This is a genomic window from Vibrio variabilis (assembly GCF_003263785.1).
Lineage (GTDB): Bacteria > Pseudomonadota > Gammaproteobacteria > Enterobacterales > Vibrionaceae > Vibrio > Vibrio variabilis.
Genome location: NZ_JYJK01000027.1, coordinates 14,745 through 41,151, shown reverse-complemented (window position 1 = coordinate 41,151; position 26,407 = coordinate 14,745). Strand labels below are relative to the sequence as shown.

Here is a 26,407-nt window from a genome sequence, read left to right as displayed (position 1 = left end):
ATTTTAAGCCAACCCAAAGCCAAAAGCGCCTGCGCTCTAAAGGCAAGCATCTGCGCTGGGAAATACGAACAGAACTCGATGAGAATTGGTTCTCGCTTTATTCTAAATACATTGAAGGACGACACTCAAGCGGGTCTATGTACCACCGCGAGAAAAGGAATTTTTTGATTTTGCACAGTGCCAATGGCTAACCATGCACTACCTACATATCTTTGATGGCGAAACCTTAATTGCCGTCGCTATCACCGATGTTCTAGACAACAGCGCGAGCGCTTTCTATACCTTTTTTGACCCAGATTACGCACTCTCGCTAGGTACCTTCGCTGTACTGTGTCAGCTTGAATACTGTCAGCAATATCAAAAGCAGTGGCTTTACCTCGGTTATCAAATCGATGATTGTGCAGCAATGAACTACAAAACCCGCTTCGGACGTCATCAAAGGCTAGTAAATCAGCGTTGGCAAGGGTAGAATACACCGCAACTTTACTTATTGAGATTTTAACGGCACAATGCGCGCCGTTAAAAGCGCCACATTTCGAAAGAGGATTAAATGGCTAAAGAAGACGTAATTGAGATGCAAGGCACTGTCCTTGATACTCTACCAAACACAATGTTCCGTGTTGAACTAGAAAACGGTCACGTAGTAACTGCACACATCTCTGGTAAGATGCGCAAAAACTACATCCGTATCCTTACTGGTGACAAAGTAACTGTAGAGATGACTCCATACGACCTATCTAAAGGCCGCATCGTCTTCCGCGCTCGTTAATCTACGATTGCCGAATGCAATAAAAAACGGAGCCAGTCGCTCCGTTTTTTATTGCGCTTTGTTTGAGAAACTCTACATCTCGCCAAACTTCACAAAGCTGGGCACAAAAAAAGCGTACGATTTCTCGCACGCTTTTTTGCATATAGAACTAGTCCCAATTTCAATCAATGATGAGCTTCTGCTTCTTCTTTCGCTCCAACATAGTCGAACACAAGGTCATCATCTTTAAGCGATACGCGTACCGTACCACCGTCAACCAGACTGCCGAACAGAAGCTCATTGGCCAGTGGCTTCTTAAGCTTATCTTGGATAACGCGACCCATTGGACGTGCACCCATGGTCTTATCGTAACCTTTGACTGCAAGCCAATCACGCGCTTCATCAGAAACCTCAAGCGATACGCCACGCGTATCAAGCTGAGCTTGAAGCTCGACAATAAATTTATCAACCACTTGGTGGATAACAACATCATCTAGGCTATTGAACCAGATTATTCCGTCAAGACGATTGCGGAACTCTGGCGTAAACACACGCTTGATAGCACCCATCGCATCCGGCTTGTGATCTTGTTGGATCAGACCGATCGATTTCTTCTCAGTTTCTGTCACACCAGCGTTACTGGTCATGACTAGGATAACATTGCGGAAATCGGCTTTACGGCCATTATTATCCGTCAGTGTGCCGTTATCCATAACCTGTAGGAGCAAGTTAAAGATATCCGGGTGTGCTTTCTCAATTTCATCCAGAAGTACCACTGAATGAGGGTGCTTAATGACAGCATCAGTCAGCAAACCACCTTGGTCGTAACCAACATAACCTGGAGGCGCACCAATTAGGCGGCTGACAGAGTGACGCTCACCGTATTCAGACATATCAAAACGAAGTAACTCTATACCAAGCAATTTCGATAGCTGCACCGTGACTTCCGTCTTACCAACACCGGTTGGGCCTGCAAACAAGAAAGAGCCCACTGGTTTGTCATCATTGCCGAGACCTGCACGAGTCATCTTGATAGCTTCAGACAACACATCGATGGCTTGGTCTTGACCAAATACCAGCATCTTCATCTTCTCATCAAGGTTCTGAAGAATATCTTTATCAGACGATGAGACCGATTTTTCTGGAATACGAGCCATCTTAGCCACCATAGCTTCGATATCAGCAACACCTACCGTTTTCTTACGGCGGCTTGCTGGTACTAATCGGCTGCGCGCACCCGCTTCGTCAATCACGTCAATCGCTTTATCTGGCAAGTGACGCTCATTGATGTATTTAGCCGATAGCTCAACCGCCGCACGAAGTGCTTTGTTGGTATAACGGACTTCGTGGTGTTCTTCGTATTTCGGTTTCAGACCCATAAGGATCTTCGTTGTATCATCTAGTGATGGCTCAACCACGTCAATCTTCTGGAATCGACGAGACAGCGCACGCTCTTTATCAAAGATGTTGCTGTACTCTTGGTAGGTTGTTGAACCAATACAGCGAAGCTTACCGCTGCTCAATAGCGGTTTGATAAGGTTGGCTGCATCGACTTGACCGCCGGATGCGGCACCCGCACCGATGATAGTATGGATCTCATCGATAAATAGGATAGCGTCATCTTCTTTTTCAAGCTGCTTAAGAATCGCTTTAAAGCGTTTCTCAAAGTCGCCTCGATACTTGGTACCCGCTAGCAGTGAGCCGATATCAAGTGAATAGATCACGCTATTACTAATTACTTCTGGCACCTGGCCTTCAACAATTCTCCACGCCAAGCCCTCAGCTATGGCCGTTTTACCGACGCCAGCTTCGCCAACTAGTAGTGGGTTGTTTTTACGACGGCGGCAAAGTACTTGAATCGTTCGCTCAAGCTCTTTATCGCGACCAATAAGTGGGTCGATATTGCCGGCTTTCGCGACTTGGTTAAGGTTAGTCGCAAAACTCTCTAAGCGATCTTCACCATTCGCTTCTTCAATACTCTCGCTACTTCCGCCCAGTGAACCGCTTGACGGTTCATCACCAGAAGGCCCGGCATTTTTCGTAATGCCGTGGGAAATAAAGTTAACAATATCTAGGCGGCTAATGTCGTTCTTTTTAAGGAGGTAAGCAGCATGAGATTCTTGTTCACTGAAAATTGCGACAAGCACGTTGGCACCAGTGACTTCACTGCGACCAGAAGACTGAACATGGAAAACAGCACGCTGAAGCACGCGTTGGAAGCTCAATGTAGGTTGAGTTTCGCGGGTGTCGTCAGAGTCGGGAATAAGCGGCGTCGTTTGGTCGATGAAAATATCAAGCTCATTACGCAGCGTTTCTAGATTAGCGTTACAAGCAGTAAGGGCCTCTTTAGCCGAGTCATTTTCCAACAAAGCTAAAAGGAGATGCTCTACGGTCATGAATTCATGTCTTTTGTCACGGGCACGAGCGAATGCACCGTTCAGACTCGATTCTAGTTCTTTGTTCAGCATAAGTACCTCCTAAGGAATGGCAAGCGCCATTCAAGCGAAAATTAGGCTTTTTCCATGGTACACAATAGTGGGTGTTCATGTTCCCTTGAATACATGGTCACTTGAGCAACTTTCGTTTCAGCAACTTCGGCGGTGAATGTGCCACAAACAGCTTTGCCTTCGTAGTGCACAGCTAACATCACCTGTGTTGCTTTATCTTCGTTGAGTGAAAAAAAGCGTTCCAAGATTTCTACAACAAAGTCCATCGGAGTGTAATCGTCGTTATTGAGGATAACGTTATACAGCGCCGGTGGCTCAACCTTAGTTTTTTCTTTCTCCAATAAGTCTGAGTCTGGAGTCACCCATTCAAAATTTTTACTCATGGCCAAATGTTTGAGAGTTTTCTTTTAAAGTCAAAACACTGTGTCAGTCAAAGGAGGTTTAGCTAGAGCTAACGTACTCTCGGTGTCTGTCACTCGAAAAACATCTCTTATAAAGAGACTAATGCACCAATTGTATCGCTGCAAACAAAACAATGCTATTAGAGTGTGTCACATATGAGCCAAGTTGAAAAAACTTATTCCTCCTTTTGTCTAGCATACATTAAGGGCATGTAAACAAAAGCTTTCCATTGCACATTTGTTAAAACCAAAGCGCATATGTATAGAATATGTAGTTATTTATACCTATTTCCTATTGACTACGCTCAATGTTTGACTAGAGTGGTTAACTAGTGACTAAAATTTAACAAGTTATGAATCACTATGCCTCAGGGAATGGGAATTTTCTCACAACTACACGCCTAAGATTGAGCGCTCAGCTCTCTCATAAGGATGACAAAAGGTGGAAAGTCCTCAGTTTAAGGTACGTAGATTCACAACAAATAGTCTCAATGAAGTAAGTAGATTTACCAACGGTCAGTATCTTCTACCGCAACTTCAGTTACAAAATGCATGAGGGATGTATAGCATGGCGATAGGTACAGTAAAATGGTTTAACAATGCCAAAGGATTTGGCTTTATTTGTCCAGAAGGTGAAGACGGCGATATTTTTGCTCACTACTCGACAATTAAGATGGACGGCTACCGAACTTTAAAGGCTGGCCAGCAAGTGAACTACGAAGTAGAAGAAGGGCCAAAGGCTATCACGCCAGCGTAGTAACACCGGTAGAAGGTGATCTAGCGAAGTAGTTGTCATTTACTAATCAATACGAATTACCCGAAAATACTGACCGTAACACATAAAAAAACCACCCGAAGGTGGTTTTTTTATGTCTAATCGCTATCAGCCAATGATGCTATTTAGCGTTGCACTTGGACGCATCAGCTTAGAAGCTTTCGCATCATTTGGCTGGTAGTAGCCACCAAGTTCACCCGCTACACCTTGAGCGTTGTTTAGCTCAGATACGATGATGCTTTCATTGGATGCAAGCTGCTCTGCAATGGTAGCAAACTCTTCTGCCAATGCTGCATCTTCAGTTTGCACTGCCAGAGCCTGAGCCCAGTAAAGCGCTAGGTAATAATGAGAGCCGCGGTTATCAAGCTCACCCACTTTACGTGAAGGCGACTTGTTGTTGTCTAGGAACTTACCTGTCGCAGCATCCAGTGCTTTAGCTAGTACATTCGCTTTCTCATTACCAGAAACAACCGCTAGGTGCTCTAGAGAGGCCGCAAGAGCCAAGAACTCACCTAAAGAATCCCAACGTAGGTGGTTTTCTTTTTGAACCTGTTGAACGTGCTTAGGAGCAGAACCACCAGCACCCGTCTCAAATAGGCCGCCACCGTTCATAAGCGGTACGATTGACAACATTTTCGCAGAAGTACCAAGTTCAAGAATCGGGAACAGATCCGTCAAATAGTCGCGAAGTACGTTACCTGTGACAGAAATCGTATCTAGGCCTTCTTTGATGCGCTCTAGCGAGAACAGCGTTGCTTCTAGAGGCGACTTGATGTGGATTTCAAGACCCGTAGTGTCGTGCTCAGGTAGGTACTGGTTCACCTTCTTGATAAGCTCGGCATCGTGTGCGCGATTTTCATCCAACCAGAATACGGCTGGCGTACTAGACGCGCGTGCACGAGTCACAGCCAACTTCACCCAATCTTGAATTGGCGCATCTTTCACCTGACACATACGGAAGATATCACCTTCCTCAACCTGCTGCTCGATAAGCACATTACCTTCAGCGTCAACAACAGAGACAGTGCCTGCTGCATCCAAGATGAACGTTTTGTCGTGTGAACCATACTCTTCCGCTTTTTGCGCCATCAAACCAACATTAGGCACGCTGCCCATTGTCGTTGGATCAAATGCACCGTGCTGCTTACAGAAATCGATCACTGCTTGATAGATGCTAGCGTAGCTGCGATCTGGGATCATCGCTTTCGTGTCTTTTTGCTTACCATCTGGTCCCCACATTTGACCAGAAGAGCGCAACATTGCTGGCATTGACGCATCAACAATGATGTCGCTTGGCACGTGTAGGTTAGTGATGCCGCGGTCAGAGTCAACCATCGCTAGTGGTGGTTGAGTCTCGTACACTGCAGCAAGATCAGCTTCAATTTCAGCTTTCTGCGCCGCTGGTAGTGAAGCAATTTTCGCGTAGACGTCACCAATACCATTATTAACATCAACGCCTAGCTCTTCAAATAGTGCAGCGTACTTGTCAAAGACCGCCTTGTAGTAAACTTTTACTGCGTGACCAAAGATAACCGGATCAGAAACCTTCATCATGGTCGCTTTCATGTGCAGCGACAGCAACACATCTTGCTGCTTCGCTTCTTCAATCTGTTCTTCAAAGAAAGCGACCAGCGCGTTTTTGTTCATCACTGAAGCATCAATGATTTCACCCGCCTGCAGAGCCACTTTTTCTTTTAGAACTTTTGTTTCACCTGACGCCGATGTGAATCGGATCTGCACATCTGTCGCGCTTTCTGTAGTCACCGATTTTTCGCTACCAAAAAAGTCATTGCCAGACATGCTAGCAACGTGCGACTTAGAATCTTTAGACCACGCTCCCATTGAGTGTGGGTTTTTCTTCGCGTAATTCTTAACAGACAATGGCGCACGACGGTCAGAGTTACCTTCACGCAACACTGGGTTTACCGCACTGCCTTTAATTTTGTCGTATGTCGCTTTGATCGCCTCTTGCTCTGCATTCGCTGGCTCTTCTGGGTAGTCTGGAAGAGCATAACCATTCGCTTGCAGCTCTTTGATAGCCGCTTGTAGCTGAGGTATTGAGGCAGAAATGTTTGGAAGTTTAATGATGTTTGCTTCTGGCGTTTTTGCTAGCTCACCAAGTTCGGCCAATGCATCACCGATGCGCTGCTCTTCTTTTAAGTAGTCAGGGAAGTTAGCAATAATACGCCCTGCTAGTGAAATATCTCGTGTATCAACATCAATACCAGAAGACGCTGTAAATGACTGAATGATCGGTAGCAATGAATATGTTGCCAGCGCTGGCGCTTCATCAGTAATGGTATAGATGATTGTCGGCTTTTCTGTAGGCATGAAATTTCCCTATCGTTCTAATCGGGCTGAGCACCCTTATCAATTAACGCCTCCAAGTGGACGGCGTAAACGTTGCGACTGGACACCAATCGGTGGGCGAATCTAAGACAGTTTCAGATGAAAACCCAAGGTTTTGGCGTAATTTTGTTCAGTCGAACGAAATCCTAAGCACTTATAATTAAACAAAATTGGTCAATTAGTCTATTATCTTGTGCGTTATTCCTGTTTTTGAGCGCGCTCATGATAGCTCAAAACACTCGTAGACAAAACTAAACCACACAGTTTGTTTACATTTTTGCAAGGTAGTTAACATGACAATTAAAACAGCGCGTAAAGGTTCCCCTCGCCCTAATCGCTCATCATCAGGTCAATTCAAACAAAAAAGCCAACATAAACGCCAACAAACTGGACAGACCAGAAGACGTAAACCTGGCGCTTCTTCAAAGCCTGAAAAAAAGCGTCCAGAGCCACGCGATCGCAAAGTCATACTGTTCAATAAACCCTACGACACCCTGAGTCAGTTTACTGACGGTGAGGGAAGAAAAACGCTGGCAGACTATATTCCGATCAAAGATGTTTACGCCGCTGGTCGGCTTGACCGAGACAGTGAAGGTTTGATGGTACTCACCAACGACGGAGTGCTGCAGGCGAGACTTACTCAGCCGCAATCGAAGTCTGAAAAGACGTACTGGGTTCAAGTTGATGGCGACCCAACTGAGGCCGATTTAGATAAACTTCGCAACGGCGTCGAGCTCAAAGATGGGCCAACATTACCAGCAAAAATTGAGCGCATGCAAGAGCCTAGCGTATGGGACAGAGAGCCGCCTGTGCGCTTTCGTGCCAATATTCCAACGACCTGGTTGAGTATAACGATTATTGAAGGACGAAACCGTCAGGTGCGCCGTATGACCGCCAATATTGGCTTTCCGACGCTACGCTTGATTCGCGCTAGTATGGGTAAATATGCGCTAGACACCCTTCAACCCGGGGAATGGCGTGAAATTCCGGCGACAGATTTGGTTCAAAAAGCAGAGTTCTTAGCAAACAGAACCCAAAAAACAAAACCACCGACCTAATTGGTCGGTGACTATTAGTAAGTGGTAAGAAGTTAGTTGGCTATTAACGCTCGAACTTGCTCAAGATCTTCTGGGGTATCAACACCCGCTGGAGGTGGGTCTATAGCAAGCGCAACATGTATGCGTTCACCATACCAAAGCACTCTTAACTGCTCTAACGACTCTATTTTTTCAAGCGCGCTAGGTGCCCAGTTAATATAGGTATTAATAAAGCCTGCTCGGTAAGCATAGATACCAATGTGGCGCATCAAAGGCTGTTTAGCCACGGATTTAGGCTCACTTGCGTAAGCATCACGATCCCATGGAATAGTAGCTCGGCTAAAATAGAGCGCAAATCCATGTTGATCGGTAACCACTTTAACTGCGTTCGGATTGAACACTTCGGCTTCATGCTCAATCGCCACACCTAAAGTTGCCATTGGTGCTTGGCTAGATTGAAGGTTTTCCGCTACCTGAGCAATAATGCTCGCTGGAATCAACGGCTCATCCCCTTGTACATTGACTATGGTATGGTCGTCATCGATACCCATCAATTTAACCACTTCGGCTAAGCGCTCAGTACCCGATTCATGATCAGGTGACGTCATGCACACTTCACCACCAAAGCCTTGTACTGCAGCTTCAACACGTACATCGTCCGTTGCAACGATGACACGCTCTGCACCAGATTGTTTCGCACGCTCATAGACGTGTTGCACCATAGGTTTACCACCAATGTCAGCCAAAGGCTTACCCGGCAGACGCGATGAGTTGTAACGAGCAGGAATGATAACCGTGAATGCCATTTAACGACCCTCTTCCATGCTCATTTGGCGCGCTTCAGGTTCGAGTAACACTGGAATACCCTCTTTGATAGGGTAAGCAAGGCGGTCGAGCTTACAAATAAGTTCTTGTTTATCTTTATCGAAGGTTAGCTTTCCTTTGCATACTGGGCATGCGACGATCTCAAGTAATCTATGATCCATAACTCTCTATTACCTTATTGATTTCTTGTAGTATTTGCTCACCATCTTGGCGATTAAACTGTGCCGAGACTGGCAAATACCACCAATTATCCTTTGAAAATGAGCGGCATTTTACCGCATCTTTCTCGGTCATAATGATGTTTTCCACGCCATGACTAAATTCTGCTAGCTTTGTCTCATCAAACGCTTGGTGGTCAGCAAACCCTTGCGTTTTTACAAGGTTCGCTCCAAGTTGGCTTAAGGTGTCGAAAAAGCGTGGAGGGTGCCCTATCCCAGCAAATGCAGCCAAGCTACCCAGTTCTTCAACCGAAGCAGTTTGACCGTTGCTCAAATTAATCGCCATATTCGGAGCAAGAGTAAAGCGTTTTTCGCGTCCATTAGCTTCTATATCCCCACCATTAACGACGAGTAGGTTGACTTCATCAAGCCTTGATAACGGCTCTCTCAGTGGACCGAGTGGAATAGGCTGCTGATTGCCAAAACGCCTCACACCATCAATCACCACGATTTCGAAAGCTCTCTCCAGGGCATAATGCTGTAAGCCGTCATCAGTAATAATGACATCCACCCCAAGTGATTCTAAATGCTTAACGGCATTGGCTCGAACCGGGTCCACACAAACTGGAACCTGCGTTCTTTCGAAAATGAGTTTAGGCTCATCACCACATTCGCTTGCGGTAGTCTCTGAGGTAACCAGTAGCGGGTACGCACTCGCTTTTCCGCCGTAACCACGCGAGACCACGCCTGGTTTTTTGCCCTGTTTTAGCAGTTGTTCAACGAGCCACACCACCATCGGCGTTTTACCGTTGCCGCCCGCTGTAATGTTGCCTACAACGATCACTGGCACGCTGGAGCGATAGCTTGGCTTATCACCCAATGCATAAGCTTTACGACGTTTGGCTGCAATAAGACGATAAAGTCTACTCAGTGGCCACAGCAGCGGCCACAACAGCAACCCCAACGGATGTTTACCAAACCAGATTTGCTCTATCACTAGTGCTCACCAAACTGGATTTTGTGTAGCTGAGCATACGCACCTTGGTGGTCCAGCAGAGTCTTGTGATCTCCACGCTCAATGATCTCACCATCATCGACCACTAATATTTCGTCCGCGTCTTCAATGGTCGACAGACGGTGTGCAATCACTAATACTGTTTTGTCTTTTTGTAGCTCATCGAGTGCGGCCTGGATAGCGCGTTCAGATTCAGTATCGAGTGCCGAGGTCGCTTCATCCAGAATCAAGATAGGTGCATCCCGAAGCAGGGCTCTCGCAATCGCAATGCGTTGGCGCTGGCCACCAGAAAGGCTTGCGCCATTCTCACCAATAACAGTATCCAAACCTTGGTCTAGGTTGTTGATAAACTCCATTGCGTGCGCCAACTCAGCCGCATGCTCAATCTGCGCCCGAGAGTATTGGCCATCTGTCGCGTACGCTATATTGTTGGCAATGGTATCGTTGAACAAATGTACATTTTGCGAAACCAGCGCAAAATGTTTACGCAGGTTAGTCAGTTTAATGTCTTCAATCTTGTGACCATCGAGCTCAATACTGCCGCTATCAATGTCGTAAAAGCGGGTAAATAAGTTAGCGATGGTACTTTTTCCTGAGCCCGAACGTCCCACTAGCGCGATGGTTTTTCCTGCCGGCAAATCAAAACTCACGTTGCGAAGCGCAGGCTTCTCGGTGCCTGCGTACGTGAAAGTGATGTCTTTCACTGCGAGATCGCCTTTTGCCTTCTCAATTTCGATCGTGCCATTGTCACGCTCTACTTCGAGATCCATAAGGCTGAACAAGGTATGGCTCGCAGCCATACCGCGCTGGAACTCTGCCGTCACACCAGTCAGTGCTTTAAGTGGACGCATCAATGAGAACATCGCTGAGAAAATGACCGTAAATGTACCCGCAGTAAGCTGCTCACGAACTTCATCAAAGCTCGCTAGATACAACACAGCAACAAGCGCAAGAGACGCGATCATTTGAATCACAGGGTTTGCAATGGCAGATGCAGCAACCATCTTCATAGTCTGCTGACGCATTTGATTGCTCATGTCATCAAATCGCGCCTTTTCAACCTCTTGCCCGCCGTAGCTCAATACCACTTTGTGGCCTTTCAGCATTTGTTCTGCTGAGGTCGTCATATGACCCATAGACGTCTGCATGTTATGCGAGATCTTACGAAAACGCTTAGAGACGAATCGAATTGCCCAGGCGACAACGGGAGCAACAACCAGAAGTACCAGTGAAAGCTGCCAACTGCTCCAAAACATCAAGAACAATAGACCAATAATACTTGCCCCTTCACGAACAATGCTGACTAGCGAGCGGCTCGTCGCTCCCGCGACTTGTTCTGAGTCATAGGTAATTCGAGACAGTAAACCGCCCGTCGATTCTTTATCAAAAAACGAGACTGGCATATGCATGAAATGATTAAAGATGCCTCTTCGCAGATGCATCACTACGTTGCCCGATACCCAGCTCAAGCAGTAAGTCGAAACAAACCCGGACAAACCGCGAATAAACATCATAGCAATGATAATAAGTGGAAGAACTTTTAGGAAATTGGATTCGACATCACCAAATCCTTCATCAAGGAGAGGTTTCAGTAATGACAGCATGTAAGTGTCTGCTGCTGCATTGATGACCAATGCGATCACCGCCACTACTAGACCTGTCTTGTACTCACGGATATACGTCCACAATCGCTTAAACGTTTGTAGCGTAGTTTCGTCTTGATTTTGCGACATAATTCTTTATCGTTTCTTTTTACTATCCTTTCATTCTACTCTGCTTCGTAACATCTGCCTATACCAAGGGTCGAGGTATTCGGACCTCGTTGTGGAAACGATGATTTCTTGACCAGAAAAGTCGAATATGACCTGCCCATCAACCCCCGTTTCAAACCAAGTGCTGCCATTTTGTTGATACTGCGCTCTAACCCTGGGACTCGGCAAAGCCCATCTTGAATGAAATCGAGTCGAGGCCACGACGTTTTTGGCATCAATTGTTCTATGCAGAAAAGACGAAGATGATGTACTACTGCCATGATGAGGCACACTCATTACATCGATTGACAGAGGCTCAAGGTATCTTGCCAACAGTATCTCACTCACTTTTTCTATATCGCCGGTCAGCAACAGTCGCTTAGATGAGTTGCCTTTCTCAAAGGTAACCAGCACGACACAAGAATGAGGGTTATAAGCCCGTGGAACTCGTTTTGGAGGCCACAACACCAAAAACTCCAGTGCCTTCCAACGCCATTGAGTACCTTGAACGCATTGTGTGTCCGTCGTATCTCCCTCTGGACGGCGAATCCATTTAGGGTGCCAGCGCTTTTGCAGTGATAATTCTCCACCAGCATGATCATTATCACCATGGCTAAGAATCAGCCCGTTTACATGTGTTACCCCGGCGGCAATCAAGTTTGGCGTTACGACCGTATCTACCATTGAAAAGTGGTCATTAGCGCCTCCTGTATCATAAATAACCGCCTCGTCACCTTGAATAATGGCTACCGCCAAGCCATGCCCCACATCAAAAAACTGCACCGAAACCTCAGACTCACGCTCCAGGCCAAGCCGTATTAACAGGGTGAGTAGCGTCAGGGTATACAGCGCTTGTCGAGACAGCCATCTGTAGAGCAGAGTCAAAACAACCAACGGCAGCAAGAGTGCTAGATCCCCAACGCCAATGTCCAACCAAAACGAAGGGGCGAACCCAATAGCAAGCTCTAGTGGCGTCAACGCAATATCGAGGAGACTCCATAGCCAATCGAAACAGGTCGTCACCGAAGTTAGCAATGCAGCAACCAGACATAGAGGCACAATGCACACACTAAACCACGCGACAAATAAGACATTATAGAGCGCCCCAACCAATGACATACCTTGGAATAGATAGCCAACAATCGGAATGAAGCATAGCGACAGCACTAGGTGGAGTGAGAGCACTGTTACGACAACGTTTTGCCTTGCTGCCAACCAAGCATGAGTCATCACGAGGAGCGTAACGGCTGAAAATGATAGCCAGAAACTCAGGCTTGCAGCAGAAAACGGGAATAGGGTTAATACCGCTGACGACGCTAACAAGATGATCAAAAGCCGATGAATTCGTGCTTGCCATAGCAAAAACCCAATTATGACCGCCAACATGATCAGCGCCCGTACTGTTGAAATAGCAAAGTATCCCAAGGCGCAATAGAGCAATGCGAAAACAAAGCCAATAAACAAACTGAGCGGTAAACCATAAAGCGTCAACCAAGCGCTCGCTTTGGAGCGAAGCACCATTTTGAAAAGAGTAAAAACCATGGTTGCGGCCGCGTAGCCCAGTGCAAAAACGATCCCCACATGTAACCCAGAAATCGCAATAAGGTGGGAAAGGCCACTATACTGAAGCTGACGCCGCATCTCATCGCCAAGCTCACTGCGGTCTCCAAATATCAGTGCGAGATAAAGTCCTTGAAATCGGCTATGCTTGGTTGCATTACGAACAGCGCGGTGAAAACTCGATCGCCAATGTGGGCGGCTTACTACAATAGTATGGTTTTTGGTCGATAGAGTGACATTCGCCGCGATACCTTGTGAAAATAGATGTTTTTCTCGATCAAATCCCGCTCTATTGAGCGTCCCGGATATAGGATTCACAGACACCGACCCAGTGATAAAAGCACCTGGAGGTAATGCGGTCGGCGACCTTAGCAACACTTTAGGTCGTAAAAACAACGGGATTTTCTGATCATTAACCGTGAGAACAGTGGCTTGAACTTCATTGCCATGACTTATTTTCTTAAAATAGCTGTCAACTCGCGCTTTTATGGTAATATCTGTGCCAAATTGAAAAAGTACCCTAGATTGGTACTTGAAAAGGTTCCCTTGTATCAACGCTAAGGACATTGCAATAAACGCCGCGGAAAATAGCCAGCGACGTGTTATTAGGCAGGCGATACTTATCAAGACGCCGGGATCAACCAAACAGTACTTGGCATCACAGGCCACCAAACGACGCTAATCAGTACTAATGAATAGCAAAGTGGAACTGCGATGCTTGTTAACAGAGCCATGTTTTCCTATGCCAAGAAAGTTTATTAAACGTTTCATGCCTGATCACGAGATGATCAAAAAACAAAAGGCATTGAAAGTGTTCGGCAATGTCCTCTACAACCCGAACTTATGGTGCTTAAACCGTCGCTCTGCGGCAGGCGCATTTGCGGTTGGCCTGTTTATGGCGTTTGTACCACTACCAAGTCAAATGATCATGGCTGCCGGCCTGGCGATTCTATTTGGGGTGAACTTACCTCTCTCTGTTGCTCTCGTTTGGATCAGCAACCCCGTGACAATGCCGGTGCTGTTCTACTTCGCCTATAAAGTTGGCGCATTCTGCATGAATACACCACCACAACCGTTCCACTTCGAATTATCGTGGCAGTACCTCTCTGAGCAAATGGCAACAATTGGCCCCCATTTCTACTCGGATGCACGATTTGTGGTGTCGTTAGTGCGCTCGCTGGTTATTTCGGAATTCGAGGTCTTTGGCGCTATTCCGTTGTACGCAGTTGGCAACAGCGCTCAACACGTTAATTAGATTACTCTCGAAGTACAACGAATCTCGCTGACTCTGTGATCTGGACGACGTGACGTTGAAACTGACAAGTCAGACAGCGACTAAAGACAGAAAGTAACGAAAGAGAGAGCGCACTAAAAAGGACCACATCATGTGGTCCTTTTTGTCTTTAAGTTTGTTAGAAAAATAAGTCTGTGAGAAAAATAAATCAGTGATAAAACTCACCGTCCATTTAGACAACTACTTAGCGCTGAGTACCGTAGCCGGGTTGAGTTGGCTGGCTTTCGTCGCCGGATACCACGTTGCGATAAGACTGAGCAAGGTTGCAGTACCGGCTACCAGTAACACGTCATTCCAAACCAGTTGTGATGGTAAAAAGTCAACAAAGTAAATATCCCCAGATAAGAACTTATGACCAAGCAGATCCTCCAACGAGGAAATGATTGGCGTTAAGTTAAGCGCAACAACACTGCCGACGATGCCGCCGACCACACTGCCCACCACTCCCGAGAATACGCCCTGCCAGACAAAGATTCGCTTAATCAAACCGTCCGTCGCACCCATGGTGCGCAGAATCGCAATTTCAGAGGCGCGATCTTTTACCGCCATCATAAGCGTCGAGACAATATTAAAACAAGCCACTCCGATAACCAGTACCATCACAAGATACATAATGGTTCTAACCAGTTGAATATCGCGATACAAAAAGCCGTACTTTTGCTTCCAGCTACGAAGATACACATACTCGTTAAGAGTGTTACCAACTTCACGCACCACTAATGGCGCATCAAACACGTTATCTACTTTTATCGATACGCCCGTGACTCTGTCACCAAGTCGCGCATAACTTTGCGCATCTTCCAAAGGTACGATCGCCAAGCTATGGTCAATCTGGCCATTCAGTTCTAGTAATCCGGTTACTTTTACACGGACACGCCTCGGCGATTGTACTTTGCTGGCATCGCCACTGGTTGGGATCATTAATGTGACGTAGTCTCCCACATCCACGCCCACTTGCTGTGCAACACCTTGACCTAAAATCACTTGTTGTTCACCGGCTCTGAACTCAGACCACGCGGCTTGCGATACAAAACTAGGCAGTGTCGAGACTTGACTCTCAAGTTCAGGTGAAACGCCTCTCAGTTCAACCGCTTTGAGTTGAGCGCCTTTTTCCACCAGCGCCGTTAAGCGTACATAAGGCGCTGCCCCTTCGACCCGCGAGTGATTGAGTGAGGCATCAACAACATTTTGCCAGCCACTAATGGGCGCATTGACACCTTCAAACTCACCATGGGCAATCACCGACAGCACTCGGTTTTTTAGCTCACGCTCAAAGCCGTTCATCGCTGATAGACCAATAACAATAACCGCAACGCCCACCGCAATTCCAACGATGGATGACATGGAAATAAACGAGACCATTTTATTGCGCTGCTTGGCTTTACTAAAGCGTTTACCTATAAAAAACGATAATGACACGACTGCTCCTTACCTATGCGCCAACTGTCTCAGCAGTTGTTACTGCGTTGACCAGAAGACCATCCTGCATGTGCAGCTGTTTGTCCATTTTAGCGGCCAGTTCATTATCATGGGTGACCACCAAAAACGCCGTACCATACTCACGGTTCAAAGTGCGCATCAGATCGTAAATCGACAGCGCAGTTGCATGATCTAAGTTACCTGTTGGTTCATCAGCCAGCACCAAATCAGGCTTGTTCACCAGAGCTCTAGCAATCGCAACACGTTGGCGTTCGCCACCAGACAGCTCAGAAGGGCGATGTTTTAGTCGATGTCCAAGTCCCACGCGCTCCAAAAGATCGCTCGCCTCTTGACGTGCCTGACTGACCTTGACACCACCAATCAATAGCGGCATCGCGACATTTTCGACAGCAGTAAAGTCACTCAGAAGGTGGTGGAATTGATACACAAAACCTAAATGTTGGTTACGTAACTTGGCTTGCTGGTTACTACCCATATCAAGCAAAGACTGACCGAGAAACTCGACACTTCCTTCGCTTGCTTCATCGAGTGCACCTAACACATGCAATAGAGTCGATTTACCCGAACCAGACGAGCCAATAATCGATACCAACTCCCCTTTTTCAATGTCAAAGCTCACCCCTTTTAGCACTTCCGTATCAACTGCGCCGTCGTGGTAGGTTTTGCGAATGTTACGACACGCGATTAATGGATTACTCATATCTAAGGGCCTCTGCGGGTTTCACTGACGATGCTCGATAAGAAGGAAATAAGGTTGCGGCTAAGCTGAGCAACACCGCGCCAACCACAACAACAATAATTTGATACGGGTTAATCACCACTGGTAATTGCCCTCCAAAACTAAACAGCGCGACGCCCATCGCATCTAAGAGACTATTAAGGTTAGTCGCAAGCAACACACCCAGCAGGCCACCAACGACGGCTCCCACCGCGCCACTGCTCGCGCCTTGCACCATAAAGATAGCTAGCACCTGTCGGTCACTCATCCCTTGCGTTTTTAGGATAGCCACCTCGGACTGCTTCTCCATCACCACCATAATAAGCGCAGAAATAATATTGAACGCAGCGACACCAATAATGAGCCCAAGCATTAGCCCCATCATGTTCTTTTCCATGCGCACAGCTTGGAATAACTCGCCTCTTTGCTCGCGCCAATCACTCCAACGCCATCCCTCTGGAAGCGGTTGACTACTCAGCTCAGAAACAACAAACGGGTCTTCAAAGAAGAGTCTCCAGCCACTGGCTTCACCCGGTTTGTAACGCATGAGCTTGGCGGAGTCAGCAATATGGGTCACTACGAGCTGACTATCCACATCAGAGCCGGTGCTGTAAAGTCCAGCAACGGTAAACATACGCTGACTAGGGATCCGGCCTAATGGCGTGTACTGACTGGCGCTCGTGACCATTAGACGGACTTTGTCACCCACTCGAACGTCCAGCTCCCGCGCTAAGCTGTGACCAAGCAACACTTGATACTTTCCAGCGCTTAGTCTCTCCAAACTGCCACTGACGATGCGAGAGCGAATCGGGTCATCACTGTCCGGCTCAATACCGATCATCATTGCGGCGGCAAGTCCTTGATGACTTTGTAATACCGCTTCACTTCGAACAATAGGGACTGCAGGTTGACTGCCGGAATATTGAGAGAGCAAATCAACAGGCTTCTCAGCTATTGAAACTCGACCTGTGTCATGACTGATGACCGCTTGAGGCAGTACGCCTAAGATCCGGCCTTTAAGCTGGGCTTCAAAGCCATTCATCACCGACAACACCGTGACCAGAGACAGCACACCAATCGTGATACCTGCGGTAGACATGTAAGAGACAAACCGACTGAATCGGTCGCCGGAGCGGCCTCTGAGATAACGCAACCCAATAAAAATTGGCAAGGGGTGAAACATAGTGTTCGCCATAGAAAGATAACTACTAGCTAATGTAACCAGAAAACTGTCAGGGTTGTAGCCCTGTATGTCATTTTCCTTTTAAATTACCGACTTTTGCCGAATTCATCGGCCGTTTTCTTGATAACTCACGGATACACAGAGATAATTAACAGATGTTGATTTAGGGAAAAACTATGCAGCACAACGACTTCTTTACCGTAAACGGACCGCTGAAAGCAAACATTGAACCACTCGCTATGGGCTCACAGCTTCCTGAATTAACGGACTACATTGCGGAAATCCCGCCTTCATTCGTTGCATCAAGCGAGTTCAGTCAGCTTGATCAAAAGACAGATGCCGCTCAGCATGAGCTTAGCCAGCACAACCTAAAACATGTCGCTGAGCTGCTCGAACAACAAAATAGCAAACTCAATTTGCTGCTCAACTACATGATCGCCCAGCAAGACGAGCCAGAGCTCCGCCATATCACCAGAAGCTTTGGTGCTAGCCAGTTGAGCTACGTCAATCGCGACGCCTTGCAGGTTGGACAATATGCCAAACTGAAACTGTTTTTAGATCACCCGCCTTCTGGCGTCTATTGTTATGCTGAAGTTACTCAAGTAGAGCCACAAGACGACGGCTATCTCATTACGCTTTCCTTTGTTCGTATTTTGGAAGAGCACCAAGACCTTCTTATTAAGGCAGCCTTACATCAGCAACAAAAACTGCTTCGTCAGCGCTCGTTAGATAGAGAAAACAATTAATCCATTATGAGTCATTCTCCACTACTTCCACTGAATGCCCCACAAGGCAAAGGTGATAAAAAACATCTCGGAAACCTGATTGGTGGCGCCCTTGCGCTGTCTATTGGTGAACACGCATTAGCCCATAACCAGCATACCTTGCTAGTGGTGCCAGATCCCCAGCTAGCGCTAAAACTTCAAGGTGAGTTAGAGCAGTTCTATCCGGGAGACGTTGCTCTGTTCCCAGATTGGGAAACACTGCCTTATGACAATTTCTCGCCGCATCAAGATATTATCTCCGATCGTATCGCTAGACTGTACGCTCTGCCACAACAGTCCAATGGCATCACCATAGTACCCGTGAGCACTTTGCTACAGCGCCAAAGTCCACGCGACTATCTAATGCAGCACACCTTAATGGTGAAAACAGGCGATCTGTTCTCTCTCGATAAGCTCAGAGTACAGCTCGAGAACTCAGGCTATCGTCACGTTGACCAAGTCTTTGGGCCCGGTGAATACGCCAGCCGCGGATCGATTTTAGATCTCTACCCAATGGGCAGCTCTGCACCCTATCGCATCGACTTTTTCGATGATGAGATCGATACCATTCGCACCTTTGACCCTGAAAATCAGCGCTCAATCGAAGACATTTCAGAGATCCGCCTGCTGCCCGCTCATGAGTTTCCGACCACCAAAGAGGCCATCGAAGAGTTTCGAACGCGTTGGCGTCAGCAGTTTGATGCCAGACGCGAGCCGGAATCCATCTACATGCAAGTGACGAAAGGGACTTGGCCTGCAGGTATCGAATATTGGCAGCCACTATTTTTTGATCATACGGAAACCTTATTTGATTATGTTAGTGATGACGCACAAGTCATCATGGTGGGAGAAGTAGAAACCGCCGTCGATACTTTCCTAACAGATGTCGATAGCCGTTACGAGCAACGTAAAGTCGACCCACTTCGACCATTGTTAGCACCCAAAGAACTTTGGCTGGAAAAAGATGAGTTCTTTAGCCGCCTTAAGCAATATCCACAGTTGCAATACCATACGGATGCGATCGAGGAGAAAGCAGGGCGCGCCAACGCGCCGGTTGAGGCACTTCCAGACATTACGGTGCAACATCAGCTCAAAGAGCCAATGGCGCAGATCCGTCAATTTACCGAGCAGTTTAGCGGTAATATTGTCTTTTCAGTAGAATCTGAAGGTCGCCGCGAAGCACTACTCGAGCTCCTACATCGCATTAAGCTTCGCCCTGTTGAGCAAAGCAGTCTTTCTGAAGCCCTTGCCAGTAATGAACGTTTCACTCTGATCATCGGCCAATGCGAACACGGATTCCGCTTCCAAGAGAGCTTTGCACTTATCTGTGAAAGTGACATGTTGGGTGACCGAGTTATCCAACGCCGCAAGAAAGAAAAGCGCTCTATAAACAGCGACACGGTCATTCGAAACCTCGCTGAGCTAAAACCCGGGCAACCTGTCGTGCACATCGACCACGGCATTGGTCGCTATGTGGGCTTACAGACACTTGAAGCTGGCGGAATGACCACGGAGTATGTCACGCTTGAGTATCAAAACGATGCCAAGCTTTACGTACCTGTTGCCTCACTCAACCTTATTGGTCGTTATTCTGGCGGCGCAGAGGAATCTGCACCGCTACACAAACTCGGCGGCGAAGCGTGGGCGAAAGCACGCCGTAAAGCGGCTGAAAAAGTTCGAGATGTGGCCGCAGAACTGCTTGACGTCTATGCCAAGCGTGAACTCAAACCGGGCTACAAATTCAAGCTAGACCGTGACCAATACGCCACCTTCAAAGCAGGCTTCCCTTTCGAAGAAACGGATGACCAAGCTCAGGCGATAAATGCCGTCATGTCAGATATGTGCCAACCAAAAGCGATGGACCGCCTAGTGTGTGGTGACGTAGGCTTCGGTAAAACAGAAGTGGCGATGCGAGCTGCCTTTGTCTCTACAGACAATGGCAAACAGGTGGCGGTTTTAGTGCCGACCACGCTACTCGCTCAGCAACACTTTGAAAACTTCCGTGATCGTTTCGCCAACCTACCGATCCGAGTAGAAGTGCTGTCACGCTTTAAGTCAGCCAAAGAGCAAAAAGCGATTCTACAAGATGTCGCCGATGGAAAAGTCGATATTGTGGTGGGTACCCACAAGCTACTTTCCAGTGATATTCGATTCAAAGACCTAGGCCTACTTATCGTAGACGAAGAGCACCGCTTTGGTGTTCGTCAAAAAGAAAAAGTAAAAGCGATGCGAGCGGATGTCGATATTCTGACGCTGACCGCAACGCCAATTCCAAGAACACTAAACATGGCCATGAGTGGTATGCGCGATTTGTCTATCATCGCCACCCCCCAGCCAGACGACTCGCGATTAAAACCTTTGTCCGTCAAAACGAAGATAGCGTGGTTAGGGAGGCGATCCTTCGTGAGATCATGCGTGGTGGTCAGGTCTACTTCCTGCATAACCAAGTAGAAACCATCGAAAAAGTGGCCGCTGATCTTGAAAAGCTGGTGCCAGAGGCACGCGTGACTGTCGCTCACGGTCAAATGCGCGAGCGCGAACTTGAGCGCGTGATGAACGACTTTTATCATCAACGCTTCAATTTGTTGGTATGTACCACCATCATCGAAACTGGTATCGATGTTCCGACAGCGAACACCATCATTATGGACAGAGCCGATAACTTAGGTCTTGCACAGTTGCACCAGCTCCGTGGCCGAGTGGGTCGTTCGCACCACCAAGCTTATGCGTATCTGCTGACGCCGCACCCTAAAGCAATGACCAAAGACGCAATCAAGCGTTTAGATGCCATCGCTTCACTCGAAGACTTGGGGCGGGCTTCACCCTTGCCACCCACGATCTCGAAATACGTGGTGCCGGTGAGTTGCTAGGTGATGAGCAAAGTGGACAGATCCAGTCTGTAGGCTTCTCCCTGTATATGGAAATGCTAGAGCAAGCGGTGGAAGCACTTAAGGAAGGTCGCGAACCTTCCCTAGACGATCTACTTCGTGAGCAAACCGAAGTTGAGCTAAGGATCCCTGCTCTTATTCCAGACGATTACATTCCAGACATTAACACCCGTTTGTCGATGTATAAACGTATTGCGAGTGTAGGCAACGAAGATGAACTTAACGAGCTTAAAGTCGAGCTTATCGATCGCTTCGGTCTACTTCCTGATGCAGCGAAACACCTACTTGAAGTGGCCAAGATGAAACTTCGTGGCGGATCGCTGAAAGTGAAGAAAGTAGAAGCGCATGAGAAAGGCGGCTATATTGAGTTTTATCCAGACGCTGACATTAACCCGGCCTTCTTGGTTAAACTACTTCAAGCTCAACCAACCAAGTTCGCGATGGAAGGGCCGACCAAGTTTAAGTTTATGGAATCGTTAACTGATCGCCGTAAGCGCCTGAACTACTTGAACAGCATGCTTGATGAGTTTGAGGCCAACCGACTACCGGCCTAGACGACACAAGTTGAGCCTTGCCGAAACATAAAGCTGATGAATGGCACAAATTGTTTCGGCAACACTTTGTATTAATTGATATACTGGGTCCCACTCACCGACAGTGGCCATCAATGGAGAAACAATGAAAAAGCTGATCCCACTGCTACTCCTATTGGTCTCAATGCCAAGTTTGGCACAGAGACAATTTGACATAGAAGTGATCGTTTTTAAGCGCGCAGTCAATCCTGAAAAAGTGAATGAATCATGGCCCAACGATGTGGCAGACATTGATTTTAGTCGCGCTGGCTCTCTCAACGATGCGAGCTATCGAGCATCGAAAAATGTCACCGTGTTGCCTACAGCCTCTTTTCAGCTAAAAGAAGAAGTGAGCAAGCTTAGAAACCATGCTGGTTACACAGTGTTGCTGCATAAAGCATGGCGCCAAGGTGACAATGGCAAAGGCTCTGCTCCTATCTTCCACCTTCGCGCAGGTAAAGATTACTCCACTGAGTTTTACTCTGATGGTTCCGAGAAAGGCAGTCTAAGCAACACGTCATCACCTGTTGAAGGCGTCACTGAACAAGCCATCGATAGACCATTGTATGAACTTGACGGAAAACTGCAGATTTATGTTCAGCACTACCTATATGCCGAGGCGCAGCTTGATCTTAAATCACCTAGTACCAAGCAAGTGATTGTTGAAGCGCCATTAAGCGAGGCTCCAGTTGAAATTACAGGCACTGACGCAAGCACAGAAACAACCGCTGATGTCGCGCAGTCAGATAGCAATGTTATCGCTGGTAACTTAGAAGCCATTGAGCCACAGCGTGAAACATTGACCTTCTTGAAAGACTATCGCCTTGATCAAAAACGTCGTATGCGCAGCAGTGAAACACACTACCTCGATCACCCGTTAATGGGGATGATCATTCAAGTTAGACGTGTTCAAAACTAGTCGAACCACACTCTTCTAGATACACTCCGGTTTTAAAGACTCGCATTGCGGGTCTTTTTTATTTAATTTCCCCAACTCTCAAAAAGCTAACCGAGCTGTGAACTCACTCGCATAAACGTTTATACTCTGCCTATGAACGTCAATTACACCATATACACCAAGCGCTTATGCTTACGTCTGCTAACATCAGAACATGCACCACAGTTTGCAAAAGCGATCCAAACCTCACCGTCACTTCATCAGTGGATTGATTGGTGTCACTCAAATTACACCGAAGAAGAAGCTCTCGAATTTATTAGTGCCACGCGCCTCAATTGGGTAAAAGCGTCGGCATTTGGCTTCGCTTTGTTTGACCGCGATAGCGACGAGTTTCTCGGCATGGCTGCATTCAATGAGTTTTATCATACCTTCAATATGGGAAGTCTTGGCTACTGGCTAAAGGATTCAGCGCAGCATCAAGGTTACGCTCTAGAAGCGATGGAAGCGATTATTGAATTCGCCTTTGCTCACCTACTCCTTACTCGCTTAGAGATTGTCTGTGACCCGGACAACTCGCCTAGTCACCACCTTGCTCAGCGTTTAGGTGCCACCTTTGAATGTATCGCGCAGAATCGCTATGTGTTTAACGGGGAACCCAGAGAAGGCATGGTCTACTCGATTACTCCCAACACACGCACAGCATAAAGCACTTCTCAATTAAAAACGTATTTCACTGGTCAGGATCCGAACGAAAAAAAAGGAAGCTTTCGCTTCCTTTTTTATTCAATTTGGATTGAGCTGATTAGCCGTGGTTACGAATCCACTCATCCATGTCTGTTTTCAGGTTATCAGACTTAGTACCGAAGATAGCTTGAACACCACCTGATACTACAACAACACCTGCCGCACCAAGTTGCTTAAGCTTGTCTTGGTCAACGATTTCAGTGTCAGCTACAGCAACACGTAGACGTGTGATACATGCATCTAGACCTGTGATGTTTGCTTTACCGCCGAACGCTGCAACTAGTTCGCCAGCCATTTCGTTACCAGAAACTGCTGCTGCTGCGTCTTCTGTTTCGTCTTCACGACCTGGAGTCTTAAGATCCATAGCTGTGATTACTGTGCGGAACACGAAGTAGTAGATAGCTGCGTAGATTAGACCGATACCCACCATTAGACCAATCTTCTGAGAGTTACCAGATAGAACTAGGAAGTCGATTAGGCCGTGTGAGAATGATGTACCGTGTACAAAACCTACAGTGTTAGCAACAACGTATGCAGAACCTGCTAGTAGAGCGTGAATTCCGTAAAGTACTGGAGCAACGAATAGGAAAGAGAATTCGATTGGCTCAGTGATACCTGTTAGGAACGATGTTAGAGCTGCAGAAGCCATGATACCCATAACTTTCGCGCGGTTCTCTGGCTTAGCACAGTGTGCAATAGCGATTGCAGCAGCTGGTAGACCGAACATCTTGAACATGTAACCACCCGCTAGCTGACCGAAGCCATTACCAGCAGCACGAGACGCTTCGTCTGCAACTAGGTAACAAGTTAGTACGCCGTTTTGAGTTTCGCCTGCAGCGTTCACACAAGTACCTGCTTCGAAGAAGAATGGTACGTTCCAAACGTGGTGTAGACCGAATGGGATTAGAGAACGCTCAACAACACCGTAGATACCGAATGCTAGTTGTGGGTTTTGCTCAGCTGCCCAGTGAGAGAATGCACCGATTGCAGAACCGATTGGAGGCCATACGATTGACAGTACGATACCAAGCGCGATTGCAGTGAAACCAGTGATGATTGGCACAGCACGCTTACCAGCGAAGAAGCCAAGGTACTCTGGAAGTTGGATTTTGAAGAAACGGTTGAATGCCCAAGCAGCCACACCACCGACAAGGATACCACCTAGTACACCTGTATCGATTTTCTCAACGCCCATAACACCAGCCATAACGCTTAGCGTTGCAGTCATGATGCCGTAACCAACGATAGCTGCAAGACCTGCAACACCGTCGTTGTTAGTAAAGCCTAGTGCTACACCTACAGCGAATAGCAATGCCATTTGGCCGAATACTGAACCACCAGCTTGTTCCATTAGGTTTGAAACCACATCTGGAATGAAGCCTAGGTTAGCAGCACCTACCCCAAGTAGAATACCTGCAACTGGTAGTACCGATACTGGTAGCATCAGAGACTTACCAATTTTTGCAGGTTAGCAAAAAGGTTCTTAAACATGTTTATGCTCCTGATAAAGTTATTAGTATTTATGGGCTCTAACGGCACACCCCCGTAGCCTAAATGTTAGCACCCATAGAAAATGTAACCACGATTCGAATTATATTTTCTGCCTCTAAATATATCTTGATGGCACTCAAGGTTTCTACACACTTACGAAATTTAGTTTCAAAACTACGTATGGATCACGTTTCGAATAGGCTTGTGTAATGGTTTTCAATACACATAAAGCATTGATATAAATACACTTTATATTTATATCAATTAATTTTACTTAGTGAATAAAATAGGCTTCTAAGTTATTTTACGTAACATAATTACAGTTTGTGCAGAATCACGGCTTTTTTCTCAACAGAAATCGTTAACATTAAATTTATTTGAACTTTTCAATTTTTTTCGACAAAAAAGGCGCAAACTGCGCCTTTAGTAATCACATGTGTCAAAGTTGTTATTTCCTACCTCAAAAAAGATCATGATAATTTTTGGTGGTTTTTTCAGCGACCTCAGACAACGACACCCCTTTTAGCTGTGCAATGTAAGCGGCAACTTCGACAACATAGGCGGGTTGGTTCTCTTTTCCGCGGTGTGGGATGGGAGCAAGATAGGGTGAATCCGTTTCAATGAGCAGACGTTCTAACGGTAATTGTCTCACTACTTCTTTAAGCTCTTTTGCCTGTCTGAAGGTAACAATTCCCGAAATCGAGATGTAAAAGCCCAGCTCCATCGCAGCTTGAGCAAAAGGCAAGTCTTCCGTAAAGCAATGAATCACACCACCACAACGCTCCGCATGGCCATTTCTTAGGATATCTAAGGTATCTTGGCGAGCATTACGAGTATGAATGATGAGTGGTTTGTTCACGTCAACCGCGAGGTCAACTTGCTGCTCAAAGCGACGTTTCTGAAGCTCAGCCGTCTCAGGTTGGTAATGATAATCCAAACCGGTTTCACCCACTGCCACAACACGTTCGTCCTCCACATAACGCTTAAACTGCTCCAAACAGAAGTCACTTTCAACATCTAGAGGATGAACACCACAAGACGCCTTAATTTGCGGATAGGGCTTGATCAGCTCCATCATTGCAGGAAAAGAGTCCAACGTAACGCCAACGGACAAAAGCTGTTCTACGTTTGCGGCTTTGGCTTTATTGAGTACGTCCTGAATACCATCGTGCAACTCATCGTAGTTGAGTTTATCAAGATGACAATGTGAATCTACAAACATAATAATTTACTTAATTAACTATGAAAAATTGGAGGAAAACGGAGGTGATATACTGTTTAGCGGTCTTGGTCTCTCAGATAGAGTAGACCAAAACCATGTTCAGGGTTAGAACGAGACGAAAATTAAC

General features: G+C 46.8%; 17 protein-coding genes and 5 pseudogenes. 9 read left to right on the top strand and 13 right to left on the bottom strand.

Features of this window, described 5'->3' with window-relative positions:
* Window positions 1-469 (top strand): annotated as a pseudogene (locus TZ48_RS04245) (arginyltransferase); the annotation flags it as partial.
* 81 nt (window positions 470-550) lie between these two features.
* Window positions 551-769, top strand: coding sequence for a translation initiation factor IF-1 (gene infA, locus TZ48_RS04240; RefSeq protein WP_001040192.1), 219 nt, complete (start codon window positions 551-553; stop codon window positions 767-769).
* 164 nt (window positions 770-933) lie between these two features.
* On the opposite strand, the gene clpA is transcribed toward infA, so the two are convergent.
* Together clpA and clpS are read right to left on the bottom strand one after the other, a co-directional pair.
* Window positions 934-3,216 (bottom strand): ATP-dependent Clp protease ATP-binding subunit ClpA, encoded by a 2,283-nt coding sequence (gene clpA, locus TZ48_RS04235; RefSeq protein ID WP_112478363.1) that lies wholly within the window; start codon window positions 3,214-3,216, stop codon window positions 934-936.
* 41 nt (window positions 3,217-3,257) lie between these two features.
* Window positions 3,258-3,578, bottom strand: coding sequence for an ATP-dependent Clp protease adapter ClpS (gene clpS, locus TZ48_RS04230; RefSeq protein WP_112460455.1), 321 nt, complete (start codon window positions 3,576-3,578; stop codon window positions 3,258-3,260).
* 586 nt (window positions 3,579-4,164) lie between these two features.
* Between clpS and cspD the strand changes: the two are divergent.
* Window positions 4,165-4,385, top strand: a pseudogene (cspD, locus tag TZ48_RS04225) (cold shock domain-containing protein CspD).
* A 94-nt stretch (window positions 4,386-4,479) separates the two neighbouring features.
* Here the strand turns inward: cspD and TZ48_RS04220 are convergent.
* Window positions 4,480-6,702 (bottom strand): NADP-dependent isocitrate dehydrogenase, encoded by a 2,223-nt coding sequence (locus tag TZ48_RS04220; RefSeq protein ID WP_112478362.1) that lies wholly within the window; start codon window positions 6,700-6,702, stop codon window positions 4,480-4,482.
* Window positions 6,703-7,013: 311 nt separating this feature from the next.
* Between TZ48_RS04220 and TZ48_RS04215 the strand changes: the two genes are divergently transcribed.
* Window positions 7,014-7,778 carry a pseudouridine synthase gene (locus TZ48_RS04215; protein WP_112478361.1) on the top strand — a complete coding sequence of 255 codons (765 nt, stop codon included), beginning with the start codon at window positions 7,014-7,016 and terminating at the stop codon, window positions 7,776-7,778.
* A 32-nt stretch (window positions 7,779-7,810) separates the two neighbouring features.
* Here the strand turns inward: TZ48_RS04215 and kdsB are convergent, their stop codons facing one another.
* From kdsB to TZ48_RS04190, 5 genes are read right to left on the bottom strand one after another with little or no spacing between them, the layout of a single operon-like run.
* Window positions 7,811-8,563 (bottom strand): 3-deoxy-manno-octulosonate cytidylyltransferase, encoded by a 753-nt coding sequence (gene kdsB / locus TZ48_RS04210; protein ID WP_112478360.1) that lies wholly within the window; start codon window positions 8,561-8,563, stop codon window positions 7,811-7,813.
* Window positions 8,564-8,743, bottom strand: a complete 180-nt coding sequence (locus TZ48_RS04205) for a Trm112 family protein (protein ID WP_006075338.1) — start codon at window positions 8,741-8,743, stop codon at window positions 8,564-8,566.
* Window positions 8,733-9,737 carry a tetraacyldisaccharide 4'-kinase gene (lpxK, locus tag TZ48_RS04200; RefSeq protein ID WP_112478359.1) on the bottom strand — a complete coding sequence of 335 codons (1,005 nt, stop codon included), beginning with the start codon at window positions 9,735-9,737 and terminating at the stop codon, window positions 8,733-8,735. Before lpxK ends, TZ48_RS04205 begins: the two co-directional genes overlap by 11 nt.
* Window positions 9,737-11,488 (bottom strand): lipid A ABC transporter ATP-binding protein/permease MsbA, encoded by a 1,752-nt coding sequence (msbA, locus tag TZ48_RS04195; RefSeq protein ID WP_112478358.1) that lies wholly within the window; start codon window positions 11,486-11,488, stop codon window positions 9,737-9,739. The genes lpxK and msbA overlap by 1 nt, the downstream gene beginning before the upstream one ends.
* A 30-nt stretch (window positions 11,489-11,518) precedes the next feature.
* Window positions 11,519-13,735: a DNA internalization-related competence protein ComEC/Rec2 gene (locus tag TZ48_RS04190; RefSeq protein WP_338062249.1), complete on the bottom strand. Its 2,217-nt coding sequence runs from the start codon at window positions 13,733-13,735 to the stop codon at window positions 11,519-11,521.
* 73 nt (window positions 13,736-13,808) lie between these two features.
* On the opposite strand from TZ48_RS04190, the pseudogene TZ48_RS04185 reads away from it, so the two are divergent.
* Window positions 13,809-14,317, top strand: a pseudogene (locus tag TZ48_RS04185) (DUF2062 domain-containing protein).
* 223 nt (window positions 14,318-14,540) lie between these two features.
* Here TZ48_RS04185 and lolE read toward each other — a convergent pair.
* The 3 genes from lolE to lolC are packed head-to-tail and all read right to left on the bottom strand — an operon-like array spanning window position 14,541 to window position 17,701.
* Window positions 14,541-15,779 carry a lipoprotein-releasing ABC transporter permease subunit LolE gene (lolE, locus tag TZ48_RS04180; protein ID WP_112478356.1) on the bottom strand — a complete coding sequence of 413 codons (1,239 nt, stop codon included), beginning with the start codon at window positions 15,777-15,779 and terminating at the stop codon, window positions 14,541-14,543.
* Between the two features lie 13 nt (window positions 15,780-15,792).
* Window positions 15,793-16,500: a lipoprotein-releasing ABC transporter ATP-binding protein LolD gene (gene lolD / locus TZ48_RS04175; RefSeq protein WP_112478355.1), complete on the bottom strand. Its 708-nt coding sequence runs from the start codon at window positions 16,498-16,500 to the stop codon at window positions 15,793-15,795.
* Entirely contained in the window at window positions 16,493-17,701 is a 1,209-nt protein-coding gene (gene lolC, locus TZ48_RS04170; RefSeq protein WP_162674483.1) for a lipoprotein-releasing ABC transporter permease subunit LolC, read from the bottom strand. Before lolC ends, lolD begins: the two co-directional genes overlap by 8 nt.
* A 176-nt stretch (window positions 17,702-17,877) precedes the next feature.
* Between lolC and TZ48_RS04165 the strand changes: the two genes are divergently transcribed.
* The 4 genes and pseudogenes from TZ48_RS04165 (at window position 17,878) to TZ48_RS04150 (ending at window position 23,528) form a co-directional block, all read left to right on the top strand.
* Entirely contained in the window at window positions 17,878-18,447 is a 570-nt protein-coding gene (locus TZ48_RS04165; protein WP_112478353.1) for a PilZ domain-containing protein, read from the top strand.
* A 6-nt stretch (window positions 18,448-18,453) separates the two neighbouring features.
* Window positions 18,454-21,907: pseudogene (gene mfd, locus TZ48_RS04160) on the top strand (transcription-repair coupling factor).
* 124 nt (window positions 21,908-22,031) lie between these two features.
* Window positions 22,032-22,844: a peptidoglycan binding protein CsiV gene (locus tag TZ48_RS04155; RefSeq protein WP_112478352.1), complete on the top strand. Its 813-nt coding sequence runs from the start codon at window positions 22,032-22,034 to the stop codon at window positions 22,842-22,844.
* A gap of 132 nt (window positions 22,845-22,976) precedes the next feature.
* A complete protein-coding gene (locus TZ48_RS04150) occupies window positions 22,977-23,528 on the top strand; it encodes a GNAT family N-acetyltransferase (protein ID WP_112478351.1) in 552 nt (183 codons plus the stop codon).
* 97 nt (window positions 23,529-23,625) lie between these two features.
* Here TZ48_RS04150 and ptsG read toward each other — a convergent pair.
* Both ptsG and TZ48_RS04140 read right to left on the bottom strand, forming a co-directional pair.
* Window positions 23,626-25,058: pseudogene (gene ptsG / locus TZ48_RS04145) on the bottom strand (PTS glucose transporter subunit IIBC).
* A gap of 460 nt (window positions 25,059-25,518) precedes the next feature.
* Window positions 25,519-26,280, bottom strand: a complete 762-nt coding sequence (locus TZ48_RS04140; protein WP_112478350.1) for a TatD family hydrolase — start codon at window positions 26,278-26,280, stop codon at window positions 25,519-25,521.
* Window positions 26,281-26,407 lie beyond the last annotated feature (127 nt).

Bases quoted from the DNA above. Each gene is read 5' to 3' on its own strand.
- msbA (WP_112478358.1), bottom strand. From the start codon at position 11,488: ATGTCGCAAAATCAAGACGAAACTACGCTACAAACGTTTAAGCGATTG.
- kdsB (WP_112478360.1), bottom strand. From the start codon at position 8,563: ATGGCATTCACGGTTATCATTCCTGCTCGTTACAACTCATCGCGTCTG.
- TZ48_RS04165 (WP_112478353.1), top strand. From the start codon at position 17,878: ATGCAGCACAACGACTTCTTTACCGTAAACGGACCGCTGAAAGCAAAC.
- TZ48_RS04205 (WP_006075338.1), bottom strand. From the start codon at position 8,743: ATGGATCATAGATTACTTGAGATCGTCGCATGCCCAGTATGCAAAGGA.
- TZ48_RS04155 (WP_112478352.1), top strand. From the start codon at position 22,032: ATGAAAAAGCTGATCCCACTGCTACTCCTATTGGTCTCAATGCCAAGT.
- TZ48_RS04140 (WP_112478350.1), bottom strand. From the start codon at position 26,280: ATGTTTGTAGATTCACATTGTCATCTTGATAAACTCAACTACGATGAG.
- lolD (WP_112478355.1), bottom strand. From the start codon at position 16,500: ATGAGTAATCCATTAATCGCGTGTCGTAACATTCGCAAAACCTACCAC.
- clpS (WP_112460455.1), bottom strand. From the start codon at position 3,578: ATGAGTAAAAATTTTGAATGGGTGACTCCAGACTCAGACTTATTGGAG.
- infA (WP_001040192.1), top strand. From the start codon at position 551: ATGGCTAAAGAAGACGTAATTGAGATGCAAGGCACTGTCCTTGATACT.
- clpA (WP_112478363.1), bottom strand. From the start codon at position 3,216: ATGCTGAACAAAGAACTAGAATCGAGTCTGAACGGTGCATTCGCTCGT.
- TZ48_RS04150 (WP_112478351.1), top strand. From the start codon at position 22,977: ATGAACGTCAATTACACCATATACACCAAGCGCTTATGCTTACGTCTG.
- lolC (WP_162674483.1), bottom strand. From the start codon at position 17,701: ATGTTTCACCCCTTGCCAATTTTTATTGGGTTGCGTTATCTCAGAGGC.
- TZ48_RS04220 (WP_112478362.1), bottom strand. From the start codon at position 6,702: ATGCCTACAGAAAAGCCGACAATCATCTATACCATTACTGATGAAGCG.
- TZ48_RS04215 (WP_112478361.1), top strand. From the start codon at position 7,014: ATGACAATTAAAACAGCGCGTAAAGGTTCCCCTCGCCCTAATCGCTCA.